A 13,260-nucleotide genomic window follows, 5' to 3' on the forward strand; every position below is an offset into this window, starting at 1 on the left:
GCCCGCGGGGCGGGCGCTACGATAAGCGACATGGATACAGGCCCGGCACAGGAGCCGAACGAGGTAAAACCGAGCGCGCGGGAGCGGATTTTGGAATGCTCGCGCGTGCTCTTTAGTGAGCACACGTTCGCGCAGGTCTCACTCAAAGACATCGCGGAGGCTGCGGGCGTGTCCGTGGCGCTCGTGGTCAAGCACTTTGGTAACAAGGACAGCCTCTTCGAGGCCACCGTGGATTTCACGGCTTCTTCGGCCGCGCTGTTTGCCGGACCGTTTGGGGAGCTCGGGCGGACCGCGGTCATCGAAACGCTCACGGCCCCACACAATGCGCCCTACTCGATGGCGCGGACCATCTCCGTGGCCGCGGGTGCCCCGGAGAGCCTCAACGCGATTGGCAAGCGCATCAAGTCAGACCTGCTGCAAGTACTCGCCCAGCGCATCCGGGACGAGGCCCCGCACCCGAGTCCTTCGCCGGAGTTGCGGGCGCAATCGGCGGTGGCGCTGCTCATGGGTTTGAGCTTCATGCGCCGCTTCGGGGATACGGAATTCGAGGCCTTCCAGACGGACACGCTCATCGAGTACTACGCGCCCGTCCTCCAGGAGATGCTGGACGGGCACTAGCCAGAACGCTGCGCGCCCCGGCTAGCATGAACTACGTCGCGCGCACGTCGTTGATAATCGCGCCGAAGTCGAGGCCGCCGTGACCCTCGTCCACGAGCTTGGTGTACTGCTGGGTGGCAATCTTGCCCAGGACGGTACCGGTCTTCGTCTCCTCCGCCGCGGCCATGGCGAGCTTCAGATCCTTGAGCATGAGCGCTGCGGCGAAGCCCGGCTTGAAGTCGTTGTCGCCCGGCGAGCCCGGCACGATGTCCGGCACCGGCGCGTTGACGGTGAGCGACCAGGAGTTACCCGTCGCGTTGGAGACCACGTCGTAGAAGGCCTGGTGGTCGAGGCCGAGGCGCTCGCCCAGGACAAGGGCTTCGGACAGGGCAATCTGCTGGATGGCCAGAATCATGTTGTTGCAGGCCTTGACAGCCTGACCGTTGCCGGTCTGGCCGCAGTGCGTCACGGACTTGCCCATGGCCTCAAGTACCGGCTTGACCTTGTCGAAGTCCTCCTTCTCGCCGCCGACCATAAAGGCCAAGGTGCCGTTGGCGGCGCCCGCCATGCCGCCGGAGACTGGGGCGTCGAGGAAGCGAGAGCCGACGGCGGAGACGGCATCGGCAAGCTCGCGGGCTTCGGAAACGGCGATGGTGGAGACATCGACGAAGATCGGGGCGGTATCCTCGGCCGCGATGATGGGCTCGAGGACCTGCTTGACCAGGCCGCCGTTAGGCAGGCTGGTGATGACGATGTCAGCGCCCTGGGCGGCCTCCTCAGCCGAAGCGATGATCTCCACGCCGTTGTCCGCGGCGCGCTCGCAGGCCTCTTCCACGACGTCGAAGCCGCGGACCGTGTGACCTGCCTTGACCAGGTTGGCGGCCATGCCGCCGCCCATGTTGCCTAGGCCGATGAATGCGATGGTGCTCATTGAAATCAGTCCTTTCTTACATGACCGGCATGGTGAACTGCGGGCCAGCGTTCTGGTCATCCGGCCAGCGCGAGGTGACGGTCTTGGTCTTGGTGTAGAAGCGGAAGGCGTCCGGGCCGTGCTGGTTGAGATCGCCGAAGCCGGAGGCCTTCCAGCCGCCGAAGGTGTGGTAAGCGATGGGGACCGGGATGGGGACATTGACGCCCACCATGCCGACGTTGATGTTCTTCACGAAGTCGCGCGCCGCGCCGCCGTTCTGGGTGAAGATGGCGACGCCGTTGCCGTACATGTGGTCGTTCGGGTAGGAGATGGCTTCCTCGAGGGTCTCCGCGCGGACCATGGAGAGGACCGGGCCAAAGATTTCCTCGGTGTAGATGGACATGTCTGCGGTGACGTTGTCGAAGAAGGAGGGCCCGCAGTAGAAGCCACCCGCGAGGGACTCACCCTCGAATTCCTTGCCAGACATGTCGATGTCGCGGCCGTCGACGACGAGGTCAGCGCCAGCCTCGACGCCCTCGCCGATGAGGCGATTGACGCGGTCGCGGGCATCCGCGGTGACGAGCGGGCCGTAGTCCGCCTCCGGGTCAAGGCAGTGTCCGACCTTGAGGTCCGGGATCTTGCGGATGAGCGCCTCGCGGAGCTTATCGGCGGTCTCCTTGCCCACGGGAACGACGACAGACAGCGCCATGCAGCGCTCGCCGGCCGCGCCGAAGGCGGCACCAGCCAAGGCATCCGCGGTGGCCTCGATGTCCGCGTCCGGCAGGACGATGGCGTGGTTCTTCGCGCCGCCGAAGCACTGGGCGCGCTTGCCGTTGGCCGCGCAACGCTCGTAAATGTAGTTCGCAATCGGGGTGGAGCCCACGAAGCCGACGGCCTTGATGGTCGGGTTGTCGAGCAGCGCGTCGACGGCTTCCTTGCCGCCGTGGACGACGTTGAAGACGCCTGCCGGACCGCCGGCCTCGATGAAGAGCTCGGCGAGGCGGACCGGAACCTCCGGGTCGCGCTCGGAGGGCTTGAGGACAAACGCGTTGCCGGAGGCGAGCGCCGGGCCAGCCTTCCACAGCGGGATCATGGCTGGGAAGTTAAACGGCGTAATACCCGCGACGACGCCGAGCGGCTGACGCAGGGAGTAGGTGTCAATGCCGGTGCCGACCTCGGTGGAGTACTCGCCCTTGAGCTGGTGCGGCGCGCCGAGCGCAAACTCGAGGACATCGACACCGCGCAGGACGTCGCCCTTGGCATCCTCGAAGGTCTTACCGTGCTGCAGAGAGAGCGTGCGGGCCAACTCATCCATGTTGGCGTGGATGAGGCGAATCCACTCCATGATGACGCGGACGCGCTTTTGCGGGTTCATCGCCGCCCACGTCGGCTGGGCCTTCTCGGCCTCCGCGACAACGTGGTCGACGTCCGCCGTGTTCGCCAGCGCCACTGCGGCCTGCTCCTGGCCGGTAGACGGGTTGAGGACCGGCTGCGTGTTGCCGGTCGTGCCCTCCCAGGCCTCACCGTTGACGTAGTGGTGAATGGTGTACATAGCGGACTCCTTTGCATCCAGATTGGGGTTTCGTTGCCTTTCACCCTAACGAGACACACGTCACAAAACTATCTTTTGCGAGAGCTGAACCACTGTTTACCCCTGGAGTGACCCCAGTGTCATGGGATTTCGCCCAAACCCCTGGGGTGAACGCCATTCACTGGCTAAAGTGGGACGGCATGAAGCCCGAAAACAGCAGGTATACAGCCTGGGACGCGGATGTCATCCTGAACGACGGCACCATCGCCACGCTGCGCGCCGTCCGGGATACGGACCGCGCGGGCCTCGTGGAGTTCTTTGGTCGCGTCTCCGATCACTCCAAGTATCTGCGCTTTTTCGGCACCCACCCCGAGCTCACCAACGAGGACCTGGACCGCTGGCTCGACACGCGCGGCTATAACAAGGTCACCCTCGTCGTCGAGGAGCGCGGGGACATCGTGGCCGTGGCTGGGTACGGGATTGTCGAGTCGCTCCTGCCCGCCCGCGTGGGCGACGTGTCCTTCCTCGTTCAGGACTCCCACCACGGCAAGGGCGTGGGCAATATCCTGCTCGAGCACCTCGCCGAAATCGGCCGCGAAGGCGGCGTCGAGCGCTTCTTCGCGGAGATGCTCACCCAAAACCGCCAGATGGCGCAGGTCTTCATCCGCGCGGGCTACTCCGCCAAGCCGGAGCTCGCGGACGGCTACATCAGCGTGGACTTCCGGATTGAGCCCAACGCCACCTCCCGCGAGGTCATGGAGCGCCGCGAGCTGCGCGCCGAGTCCAGCTCCATCCGCCGTCTCCTCAATCCCACCCACGTAGCTACCGTCGGCGACGCCCCCGCCACCTTCCACGGCCCCACCAGCTCCCTCGCCCAGCTTTCCGATGCCCCCTCCCCCGACGCCGCCATCCCCGGCGGCCTCGTTGTCGCCCCGACCGGCACCGACCCGGGCCCGCTCATGGACGCGGCCTCCGCGGTCCATGCGGCCGGCGTCGTGCTCGTCTCCCGCAGCCAAAACCCAGGCCTCGCGGGAGAGGCCTCCCGCGCCGTCGTTCTCGCCGCCCGCGACCATGGGCTGCGCGCCCTGGGCCCGGCCTCGTTGGGCATTATCAACACGGATCCAGACGTGCGGCTCAACACGACACCCGCGCCGATGCCGCGGGCGGGCCGCACCGGTCTTTTTACCCAGTCCGCGGGCGTCGCGACGCTCACGCTTTCCCACGCGCTCGCCCGCGGAGTCGGCCTATCCACCTTCATCGCGGCCGGCTCCTTCGCGGATGTCACGGGCAACGACGTCATTCAGTTCTGGAGCGACGACGAGCGCACGCAGGTCTGTCTGCTCTCCCTCGACACGGTGGGTAACCCCCGCAAATTCTTCCGCGTGCTGCGTCGCCTCGCCCTAGAGAAGCACGTCGTGGTCTTCCTGCCGTCGCGTGCGCTCCACTCGGCGCGCTATGCCGCAGCCCCAGACGACGTCGCCGTCACCCAGCCCGCCGCGCCCATCGCGGCCCTCGACGAGGTCATCGAGCAGACCGGCGCCATGGTCGTCACCCGGCGCGACGCCATGTACGACATCGCGCAGCTGCTTGCCCGCCAGCCCGTCCCCCAAGGCCCACGCGTCGCGGTCATCTCCAATTCGGCGGGGCTCACTCGCCAGATGGAAGGCGCCGCCGGTCGCTTCGGCCTGCGCGTCCGCGGCACCACCGTCATGGGCGAGCCCGTCGCCAGCATCCGCGACGCCGTGGCACAGGCTCTCGCGGACCCCGCTGTCGATGCGGTGCTCACCGCCGTCGTGGAAATCGGCGAGTTCATCACCAAGGATGCCCGCGCGCAGCTCACCGAGCTCGCTGCCGGGCCCGCCCTCGAGCACGCCACCCCGCTCATCGCCTCCTTCGTGGGCTTCGACCTCCCGTCCGAGGACCACACCGGCGAGGAAACCCAAGGCCAGCTGCCCGTCTTCGCCACGTACGCGGACGCGCTCGAGGCTCTCGCCACCATCCTCCACAACGAAAAGCGCCGCACGCTCGCCCGCCCCACGCCCGAGGATCAACTGGCAGAACCCGGTGACGCCCACAGCGCCCGCGCGATCATCGCCGACATCCTCCGCGACTCCCCCACTGGCCGCTGGGCCACGGACGAGGAATGCATGGCTATCCTCGACGCCTTCGGCATCGACATCGTGCCGTGGACGCCGGCGCCCACCTTGGGCGAGGCCCTCCATGCCGCGGAATCCCACGGCTGGGACGTCGTTCTCAAGTGCACCTCCCCCATCGTGCGCGGCCGCTCCGAGCTGCCCACCGTCCTGCGCCACATCCGCACCCCTGAGGCCCTCACCCGCGCCTGGGACACGCTTACCCAACTCACCCGCGACCTCCACCTCGGCGAGGATCCCGGCGTCCTCGCCCCCGCCATCCAACGCACCGTGCCCGCCGGCGCCTCGCTCACCCTGCGCGCCATCGAGGATCCCGTCCTCGGCCCCATGGTCTCCGCCGGCATCGCGGGCCTGCCTACAGATCTCCTTGGCGACGTGTCGTGGCGCGTCCCGCCCCTGCGCCGCACCGACGCGCTCACCATGCTCAGCGAGCTGCGCGCCGCCCCGCTCCTTGCCGGCTACCAGGGCGCGAAGGCCCCGCAGCTCCATGGCGTCGAAGACGTCCTCATGCGCCTGACCGCTCTCAAAGACGAGCTCGTCCAAGTTGTCGACTGCGAGCTCACGCCCGTCATCGCGGGCCTCGACAGCACAGCCGTCGTCGGCGCGCGCCTGCGCGTGGCTCCCCTCGACGAACAACGCGACCCGCTCGCCCGGGCGCTGCGCTAGGAGACCGCCGTGAAGCCATTGCTCTTCAACGCCGAGGAAATGCGCCGCTACTCCCTCGGCCCTGACCATCCCATGGGCCCGGACCGCGTGCGGCTGGCCCACGAGCTCGCGGACTACTTCCACCTCACCGAGGAATTCGAGGTCGTCGAGCCCGCCGCCGCCACGACCGCCGAGCTCACCGCCGTCCACTCCCCGGACTACATCACCGCCACGCGCCTCGAAGTCCCTGCCCGCCGCTTTGGCCTCGGCACGGAGGACAATCCCATCAGCCACGGTCTGTCCACCGTCGCCGCGAAGATCGCCGGCGCCTCGCTCCAGGCTACCCAGGCCGTGTGGGAGGGCCGCGCCCCGCGCGCGCTCAACCTCGCCGGCGGCCTTCACCACGCGTTCGCGGATTCCATGTCCGGCTTTTGCATGTACAACGACGCCGCCGTCGCCATCCAGTGGCTCCTCGACCAGGGCGCCACCCGCGTCGCCTACCTCGACCTCGACGCCCACCACGGCGACGGCGTCGAGCGCATCTTCTGGGACGATCCCCGCGTGCTCACTATCTCCGTCCACGAGTCCGGCCTCTACCTCTTCCCCCACACCGGCTTCGCGCACGACATCGGCGGGCCCGGCGCCGAGGGCACCGCCGTCAATATCGCCTTACCCCGCTCGCCTTCCGATGCCGCCTGGCTCCACGCCGTCCACGCCCTTATCCCCGCACTCCTCAGCCGCTTCCGCCCGCAGCTGCTCATCTCTCAGCATGGCGCCGATCCCCACGCGGCCGACCCGCTCGCCGACCTCGAGGTGAGCATCGACGCCATGGCGCATGCCTACCGCTCCGTCGCGACGTGGGCTGACCAGTACGCCAACGGAAAGTGGGTCGCTCTCGGCGGCGGCGGATACAACCTCGACTCCGTCGCCCGCGCCTGGACGCACGTCACCGCCGCCGTCGCTGGCGTGGACCTCGACCCGGCCGCGCCCATGCCTCATGGCTGGCACGGCTCGGCGACTCTGGGCGACTTCGGGAGCGCACGCCCGGACTTTACAAAGTTCGACCCGTGCCAGGTCCTCGCCACGCGCCCTGAGCCCGCCGTCGTGCAGACCTCCCGCGCGGTCTTCCCCTACTGGGGGCTTCCCGCCTACGGCTAGGCCGTCGTACCCCGCCATTCTGCGGCGAGGATGCTGTAGCGCACCGAGCTTTCCGCCGCAGCACGCGAACGCGCATTCTGGTCTGCGACCTCGAAACCCAGGATGGATTCTGCGTAATACTGCAGGCGAAGAGAAGTCATGGTCTGAAAGAGCGCGAGCGCGAAAACGCAGAGAAACCCGGAGCACCTGCCCCGGGTTTCCCTGCGTGACGCTCTAGCGCGGCGGCATGCGCAGCGCGCCGTCCAAACGGATGGTCTCGCCGTTGAGATAGTTATTCTCCGCCATGGAGATGGCCAGCTGGGCGAACTCCTCGGGCTTGGCCAGTCGCGAGGGGAACTGCACGGTGGCCTCGAGCTGCTGCTTGAACTCGGGCGTAATCTGCTCCATCATCGGTGTCGCCACGACGCCGGGTGCAATCGCGTTGACGCGGATGCCCTGCGACGCGAGGTCGCGCGCAGCCGTAATCGAGAGCGCATGGACCGCACCCTTGGACGCAGCGTACGCGGCCTGCCCCACCTGCCCCTCAAACGCGGCGACGGAGGCGGTATTAATGATGACGCCGCGCTGGCCGTCCTCGTCGACTGGCTCAGTCGCGGCCATGGCCTCGGCCGCCGCAGTCATGACGTGGAACGTACCCATCAAGTTGATATTGATAGTCTTCGCAAAGAGGTCTGGGTCGTGCGGCCCCTTGCGACCGAAGATGCGCGCCGAGGGGCAGATGCCGGCGCAGTTGATGGCGAGACGCAAGGGGGCATCGGCATGCTGGGCGGCCTGAACGGCCTCGCGGACGGCGGCAGCGTCGGTGACGTCGACCTCGGCGAACTCCACGCCGTCATACTCCGGGGCACGAAGATCAAAGGCCGTGACGCGCACGCCGCGCTGAATAAACGCCTGAGCCGTCGCGGCGCCGAGGCCGGACGCACCGCCGGTGACGATGGCAGAAATGTTCTCGAGCTGCATAGTTTCTCCTTAGACGAATGCCGACACACCGGTGACGGCGCGGCCGACGATGAGCGAGTTGATATCGTAGGTGCCCTCGTAGGTAAAGAGGATCTCCGCGTCCGACATGAGCTTGGACAGGTCATACTCGGTGAGGATGCCGTTGCCGCCGCCGATATTGCGACCGGCCGCGGCGGATTCGCGCGCCAGGCGCGTGGTCGTGGCCTTGGCAAGTGCCGCGAAAGGCATCTCGAGTAGGCCCTTTTCCTGGACCTCGGCGACCTGCGCCATCATGGCGAGCGAGGCCGTTGCATTGCCGAGAATGCGCGCGAGCTGCTCCTGGACAAGCTGGAACTTCGCGATGGGGCGGCCGAACTGCTCGCGCTTGACGGCGTACTCGCGGGCCTTGTCGAAGATGCCCAGCTGGATACCGGCACCCTGCCAGCCCACCCAGGCGCGGGAGTAGCACAGGAAGTCGTTGACGTTGGCAAAAGTCTCCGCGCCCGGGATGAGGTTCTCGTGCGGGATAACGACATTGTCGTAGTTGATGTCCGCGTTTTGCATGATGCGCAGGCCCATCTTGCGGGCAATCTTCTGCGTCGTCACGCCCTCGCGGTTGTGCTCGACGATGAACGCCTTGATGTCGTTGTCCGCGATGTCGCGGGCGAAGCAGATGGAGAAGTCCGCGAATGTACCCGCGCCGATCCAGCGCTTGGCGCCGTTGATGACCCAGCCCTCCGCGGTCTTTTCTGCGGTGGTGGCCAGACCGCCGGCGATATCGGAGCCGTGGTCCGGCTCCGTAAGCGCGAAGCAGCCCACTTTCTCAAACTGGCGCAGACCCGGCAGCCATTCCTTCTTCTGTGCGTCCGAGCCCAGCTTATCGATGAGCCCGACCACGAGCTCGTTGTGAATGCCCACGAGCGCCGAGAGCGACACGTCCGCGCGCGTTACCTCGGCGTAGACGAGACCGCGGTAGAGACGCGAGGTGCCCGAGAGCTCGATCTCGCCGAGGCCGTGCGCGGCCATCTTGGGCAGCAGGTCGAAAGGCAGCTCTTCTCGGTCCCAGAACTCGCCCACCACGGGGCGAATCTCGGTCTGAAGGAACTCGTGGATGGTGGCGAGCTTGGCCTGCTCGTCTTCGGGCAGTCGATCCGCGACGCCCAGGATGTCCGCGTGCGGGTACTTGATGCCGGCGAGGTGCGCGCCGAGTGGGTGGGAAGAATCAAGAATCGGTGGCATGAAGTGCTCCCTAGGTCCGAAGGGATAGTACGATTATGTTTAAAATCGTACAGTACGGCGTGGCCCACGTCACGTCTTCTGGGTGGAAATTTTCCCCCACGCGTTCCCCAACCTAGAGTTAACGCAGGTAAACCGCGAAACACAGACAGGACCTAGCCCATGCCCGAGAACGCCACACGCCCGCTCACCGCGCGCCAACGCGAGCTTTTTACCGCGCTCCTCACAGACTTCCTGGCCGAGGGTTTCGAGTCCTTCACCATCGACGACGCCACCAAGCGCTACCACTGCTCCAAGTCCACTATCTACGCCCTGGGCAAAACCCGCGACGCCATCATCCGCCGCGTGCTCGTGAGCTTCTTCAAAGAAATCACCCGCCGCACAGACCCCGAGGCGAACCGCATGACGAGCGCCGCCCGCGCGTTGGAGGACTATTTCACGGCAATGACCAGCGCACTCGCCCCCGCGAGCACTGCCTTCATGCGCGATCTTGCCACCGAACCCGTCGCCCAGGAGGTCTACGCACTCAACACCTCCGGCGCGACGCAGACCATCCGCACGCTCCTCGAGCGCGGCGTCGCAGCAGGCGAATTCCGCGCTGAATCCGTGACGTTTACCTCGCTGGTCATCCAGCGCACCATGGCCGATATCCAGCAGGGCGCCTACACGGAAGCACTCGCTCCCGCCGCGGCCTATCACGCGTTGGGACAACTCGTCCTCCACGGGATTCTCGAGCGTTAGCGCGACTATTTTTATTAGCTGTACTGCGGAAACAAAAAATACTTTGACAATTGCCTAGCCATTACTTCGAATTCGAACTATGGTGAGTTGGGACGCAGGTCACAATTATTTTCCACTAGGACCCCCGACACTTCTCGAGGAGCATCATGACTACTGTTTCCAGCCCCAGCGTTACCGAGCAGTTCCGCGCCGCCCGCGACCAGCTTGTTTCCGTACAGACCGATTACGAAGCCGCTCGCGCGAACTTCGAATGGCCGCGCTTCGAGCACTTCAACTTCGCCCTCGATTGGTTTGATCACCTGGGCACCGAGGCCGAGTCGAAGGACCGCGAGGCCCTCGTCATCTGCGAGCAGGACGGTACGTCCACCCGCCGCACCTTCGCCGAGCTTTCCGCCCGCTCGAGCCAGCTCGCTAATTGGCTCACGGAGCAGGGCGTCAAGCGCGGTGACCGCGTCATGCTCATGCTCAACAACCAGGTCGAGCTGTGGGAATCCATGCTTGCCTGCATCAAGGCCGGCTTCGTCCTCAACCCCGCCACGGCGATGCTCGGTACGGTTGACCTCCAGGACCGTACCGATCGCGCCGATATCTCATGGGTCATCGCCAACGGCGAGGACGCCGCCAAGTTCCAGGACGTCACGGGTGAGTTCACCATGATCCAGGTCGGCGACGCCCCGGACGCACAGTCCAGCCACCCGACGCTGCGCTATTCCGATAGCTACTCCGCTTCCGAGACCTACACGCCCACCCAGGAGACCCCGGCGGACGAGACGCTCCTGCTCTACTTCACGTCTGGCACGACGTCCAAGGCCAAGCTCGTGGAGCACACCCACACCTCGTACCCCGTCGGCCACCTCACCACCATGTATTGGATCGGCCTCGAGCCGGGCGACGTACACCTCAACGTCGCGGCACCCGGCTGGGCCAAGCACGCATGGTCCAATTTCTTTGCGCCGTGGATCGCGGGCGCGACGGTCTTCCTCTACAACTACACGCGCTTTGACGCCGCAGCCCTCATGGACAAGATGGAAGAAGAAGGCGTAACCAGCTTCTGCGCCCCGCCGACCGTGTGGCGCATGCTCGTCCTCGCCGATCTGAACCGCATGAAGACCCCGCCAAAGAAGCTCGTCGCCGCCGGTGAGCCGCTCAACCCGGAGCTCATCAACGCCATCGAGAATGCCTGGAAGACCTCCGTGCGCGACGGCTTCGGCCAGACGGAAACCACCCTCCAGATCGCCAACACCCCGGGCCAGAAGGTCAAGGCCGGTTCCATGGGTCGTCCGCTACCGGGCTTCGAGGTCGTCCTCATCGACCCTGCCACGGACGAGAGTGGCGACACCGGCGAGATCTGTCTCAAGCTCGACCCGCGCCCTGTTGGGCTGACGCCGGGCTACTTCAACTTCCCGGAGAAGAACGAGGAAGTCTTCCGCGACGGTTACTACCACACCGGTGACACGGCCGAGCGCGATGAGGACGGCTACATCTTCTACATCGGCCGTGCCGACGACGTCTTCAAGGCCTCGGACTACCGCCTCTCCCCGTTCGAGCTCGAGTCCGTTGTCATCGAGCACGCCGCCGTGGCTGAGGTCGCCGTCGTGCCCTCCCCGGATCCTATCCGTCTCGCGGTCCCCAAGGCTTACGTCGCACTCGCCCCGGGCTACGAGCCCACGGCCGAGACCGCCGAGGCCATCCTCAAGCACTGCCGCGACGGCCTCGCCCCCTACAAGCGCATCCGTCGCCTGGAGTTCTACGAGCTGCCCAAAACCATCTCCGGTAAGATTCGCCGCGTGGATCTACGTAAGCGCGAGACCGAAATCCACTCCGCCGACGGCGGCGAGACCAAGGCACAGACCGAGTTCGCGGATTCGGACTTCCCGAACCTGAAGGGCTAAATCATGGACAGCATCGCGGAGGGCCGTCGGCAATGGGAGAAGCACTATGCTTCCGATGCCGCCTTAGGCCTCACCGCGATTTCCTCCGCCGCCCGCGCCGCGCACCTCCTGCGCGCGGGTGCGGAGGACGCGCTCGCGCCGTTCGGCGTGAGCTTTGCTCACTTTGAGCTCCTCACGCTCCTCATGTGGTCACGCTCCGGCGCGCTGCCCATGTCGAAAATCAGCGCCCGGCTCCACATGCCGCCGGCTTCGCTCACCCACACCGTCCGCCGTCTCGAAGGCCAAGGCCTCGTCGCCCGCGTGACGGACGAGAAGGACAAGCGATCGACGTTGCTCACCATCACAGACCAGGGCATCGCGCTCGCCAGCGCCGCCGGCCCCGTCCTCAGCGACTACTGCGTCAGCCTCGACCAGGACGCCGCCGCCAAGCTTGTCGATGCCGCCGCGATCTTCCGCCGCGCCGCCGGCGACGACGTCGAATAACCTCGGCGCTCCGAGCACCAAGCAGCAGCCACGCCGAATGTGGAAGCGCGTTGAATGCTTAGAGCGACGCAAGAATCATTGCACTAAGCAGCGCATTATTCGCTGCATGAACGAGGAACGATCCCCACAGGCTCTGGAACCACAATCGCGCCAGGACCAAAGACGTACCAAGGAATGCGATATACAGCATGACCGCGGGCTGCGCGTGGACCAATGCAAAGGCAACCGTCACGAGGATCGCGGCCAGGGGCGTCGATAGCTTGGTTCTGAGACCGTCGAACAGCATTCGTCGAAAGACGATTTCCTCAATCGCAGGTATCACGACTGCGCCGCAGAGAATCATGAGCAGCCCAGCGGCAACGCCCAGATGAAATCCATCGCGGTCTGCGCTCCCGTCCTGTGGGGCTAATCCCGCTGCCGTTCCAATGAGCATTGCTCCCACACCGCCGCATAACATCGTGACCGGCGTCCACCACAGAAGGTGCCACAAAGAATGCGCAGGGCGGACAAAACCGAGTTCTCTCAGTCCCCAACCGCACGAGCGCATAAGCCCGAAGTACAGCACAGCTGCTCCAGCGACGGTTCCCAGAAGGACGCCGCCTACCGTCGCGAAATCCGGAACAGGAGCTCCTATTTTCTTTGCAATGAAACCCAATCCCAGCGCTCCGACTGCTGCCCCGCTCAACAGCGCCACCAACGCTGCAAGTGACCACACCACATGAACCAGCTGAGGACTGGGGTCGAGGTCGCTACCGGCATCGTGTTTCAAATTCGGATCGCTGACGTTCAACATGGTGGTGTGGTTGTCCCCTTCCGGCGTTGTCTCCTTGCCGGCTCGTCACGCTACAAGCGACCTCCACCGCAGGCAGTCACAAGCTCGTTGGCTCAAACAGCAGACAAAGAATGAAGTGATTGTTAAGCCCGTTCATCCTCCCATATGAATATCAATTTCCATAAGGAAACCATATTTATGCA

Annotated in this window: 12 protein-coding genes; 6 read left to right on the plus strand and 6 right to left on the minus strand. The window is 65.6% G+C overall.

Features of this window, described 5'->3' with window-relative positions; genetic code table 11:
* Positions 1–30 precede the first annotated feature (30 nt).
* On the plus strand, positions 31–618 hold the full coding sequence (locus HMPREF2559_RS11085; RefSeq protein WP_068801570.1) for a TetR/AcrR family transcriptional regulator: 588 nt from the start codon (positions 31–33) through the stop codon (positions 616–618).
* 31 nt (positions 619–649) lie between these two features.
* On the opposite strand, the gene mmsB is transcribed toward HMPREF2559_RS11085, so the two are convergent.
* Entirely contained in the window at positions 650–1,528 is an 879-nt protein-coding gene (gene mmsB, locus HMPREF2559_RS11090) for a 3-hydroxyisobutyrate dehydrogenase (protein WP_070540771.1), read from the minus strand.
* A gap of 16 nt (positions 1,529–1,544) precedes the next feature.
* On the minus strand, positions 1,545–3,059 hold the full coding sequence (locus HMPREF2559_RS11095; protein WP_066512155.1) for a CoA-acylating methylmalonate-semialdehyde dehydrogenase: 1,515 nt from the start codon (positions 3,057–3,059) through the stop codon (positions 1,545–1,547).
* Between the two features lie 179 nt (positions 3,060–3,238).
* Between HMPREF2559_RS11095 and HMPREF2559_RS11100 the strand changes: the two genes are divergently transcribed.
* Together HMPREF2559_RS11100 and HMPREF2559_RS11105 are read left to right on the plus strand one after the other, a co-directional pair.
* Positions 3,239–5,857, plus strand: a complete 2,619-nt coding sequence (locus tag HMPREF2559_RS11100; RefSeq protein ID WP_066487541.1) for a GNAT family N-acetyltransferase — start codon at positions 3,239–3,241, stop codon at positions 5,855–5,857.
* 9 nt (positions 5,858–5,866) lie between these two features.
* The gene (locus tag HMPREF2559_RS11105) at positions 5,867–6,994 is read left to right on the plus strand and encodes an acetoin utilization protein AcuC (protein ID WP_210387036.1); all 1,128 of its coding nucleotides are present in this window, start codon (positions 5,867–5,869) and stop codon (positions 6,992–6,994) included.
* On the opposite strand, the gene HMPREF2559_RS13085 is transcribed toward HMPREF2559_RS11105, so the two are convergent.
* The 3 genes from HMPREF2559_RS13085 to HMPREF2559_RS11115 all read right to left on the minus strand — a co-directional run bounded on the left by HMPREF2559_RS13085 (position 6,991) and on the right by HMPREF2559_RS11115 (position 9,172).
* On the minus strand, positions 6,991–7,134 hold the full coding sequence (locus HMPREF2559_RS13085; protein WP_156435899.1) for a hypothetical protein: 144 nt from the start codon (positions 7,132–7,134) through the stop codon (positions 6,991–6,993). The two genes, HMPREF2559_RS11105 and HMPREF2559_RS13085, sit on opposite strands and share 4 nt — an antisense overlap.
* A 73-nt stretch (positions 7,135–7,207) precedes the next feature.
* Positions 7,208–7,954, minus strand: a complete 747-nt coding sequence (locus HMPREF2559_RS11110; protein ID WP_066487455.1) for an SDR family NAD(P)-dependent oxidoreductase — start codon at positions 7,952–7,954, stop codon at positions 7,208–7,210.
* Positions 7,955–7,963: 9 nt separating this feature from the next.
* On the minus strand, positions 7,964–9,172 hold the full coding sequence (locus tag HMPREF2559_RS11115) for an acyl-CoA dehydrogenase family protein (protein ID WP_066487447.1): 1,209 nt from the start codon (positions 9,170–9,172) through the stop codon (positions 7,964–7,966).
* Positions 9,173–9,331: 159 nt separating this feature from the next.
* On the opposite strand from HMPREF2559_RS11115, the gene HMPREF2559_RS11120 reads away from it, so the two are divergent.
* The 3 genes from HMPREF2559_RS11120 to HMPREF2559_RS11130 all read left to right on the plus strand — a co-directional run bounded on the left by HMPREF2559_RS11120 (position 9,332) and on the right by HMPREF2559_RS11130 (position 12,285).
* Positions 9,332–9,910, plus strand: coding sequence for a TetR/AcrR family transcriptional regulator (locus HMPREF2559_RS11120; protein WP_070540774.1), 579 nt, complete (start codon positions 9,332–9,334; stop codon positions 9,908–9,910).
* A gap of 146 nt (positions 9,911–10,056) precedes the next feature.
* A complete protein-coding gene (locus HMPREF2559_RS11125) occupies positions 10,057–11,802 on the plus strand; it encodes an AMP-binding protein (protein ID WP_070540777.1) in 1,746 nt (581 codons plus the stop codon).
* A 3-nt stretch (positions 11,803–11,805) separates the two neighbouring features.
* Positions 11,806–12,285: a MarR family transcriptional regulator gene (locus HMPREF2559_RS11130; protein ID WP_066487440.1), complete on the plus strand. Its 480-nt coding sequence runs from the start codon at positions 11,806–11,808 to the stop codon at positions 12,283–12,285.
* Between the two features lie 58 nt (positions 12,286–12,343).
* Here the strand turns inward: HMPREF2559_RS11130 and HMPREF2559_RS11135 are convergent, their stop codons facing one another.
* Positions 12,344–13,078: a CPBP family intramembrane glutamic endopeptidase gene (locus HMPREF2559_RS11135; protein WP_068801566.1), complete on the minus strand. Its 735-nt coding sequence runs from the start codon at positions 13,076–13,078 to the stop codon at positions 12,344–12,346.
* Positions 13,079–13,260 lie beyond the last annotated feature (182 nt).

This window comes from Corynebacterium sp. HMSC072G08 (assembly GCF_001809185.1).
Classification (GTDB): Bacteria; Actinomycetota; Actinomycetes; order Mycobacteriales; family Mycobacteriaceae; genus Corynebacterium; species Corynebacterium phoceense.

Bases quoted from the DNA above. Each gene is read 5' to 3' on its own strand.
- HMPREF2559_RS11085 (WP_068801570.1), top strand. From the start codon at position 31: ATGGATACAGGCCCGGCACAGGAGCCGAACGAGGTAAAACCGAGCGCG.
- mmsB (WP_070540771.1), bottom strand. From the start codon at position 1,528: ATGAGCACCATCGCATTCATCGGCCTAGGCAACATGGGCGGCGGCATG.
- HMPREF2559_RS11095 (WP_066512155.1), bottom strand. From the start codon at position 3,059: ATGTACACCATTCACCACTACGTCAACGGTGAGGCCTGGGAGGGCACG.
- HMPREF2559_RS11100 (WP_066487541.1), top strand. From the start codon at position 3,239: ATGAAGCCCGAAAACAGCAGGTATACAGCCTGGGACGCGGATGTCATC.
- HMPREF2559_RS13085 (WP_156435899.1), bottom strand. From the start codon at position 7,134: ATGACTTCTCTTCGCCTGCAGTATTACGCAGAATCCATCCTGGGTTTC.
- HMPREF2559_RS11110 (WP_066487455.1), bottom strand. From the start codon at position 7,954: ATGCAGCTCGAGAACATTTCTGCCATCGTCACCGGCGGTGCGTCCGGC.
- HMPREF2559_RS11115 (WP_066487447.1), bottom strand. From the start codon at position 9,172: ATGCCACCGATTCTTGATTCTTCCCACCCACTCGGCGCGCACCTCGCC.
- HMPREF2559_RS11120 (WP_070540774.1), top strand. From the start codon at position 9,332: ATGCCCGAGAACGCCACACGCCCGCTCACCGCGCGCCAACGCGAGCTT.
- HMPREF2559_RS11125 (WP_070540777.1), top strand. From the start codon at position 10,057: ATGACTACTGTTTCCAGCCCCAGCGTTACCGAGCAGTTCCGCGCCGCC.
- HMPREF2559_RS11130 (WP_066487440.1), top strand. From the start codon at position 11,806: ATGGACAGCATCGCGGAGGGCCGTCGGCAATGGGAGAAGCACTATGCT.
- HMPREF2559_RS11135 (WP_068801566.1), bottom strand. From the start codon at position 13,078: ATGTTGAACGTCAGCGATCCGAATTTGAAACACGATGCCGGTAGCGAC.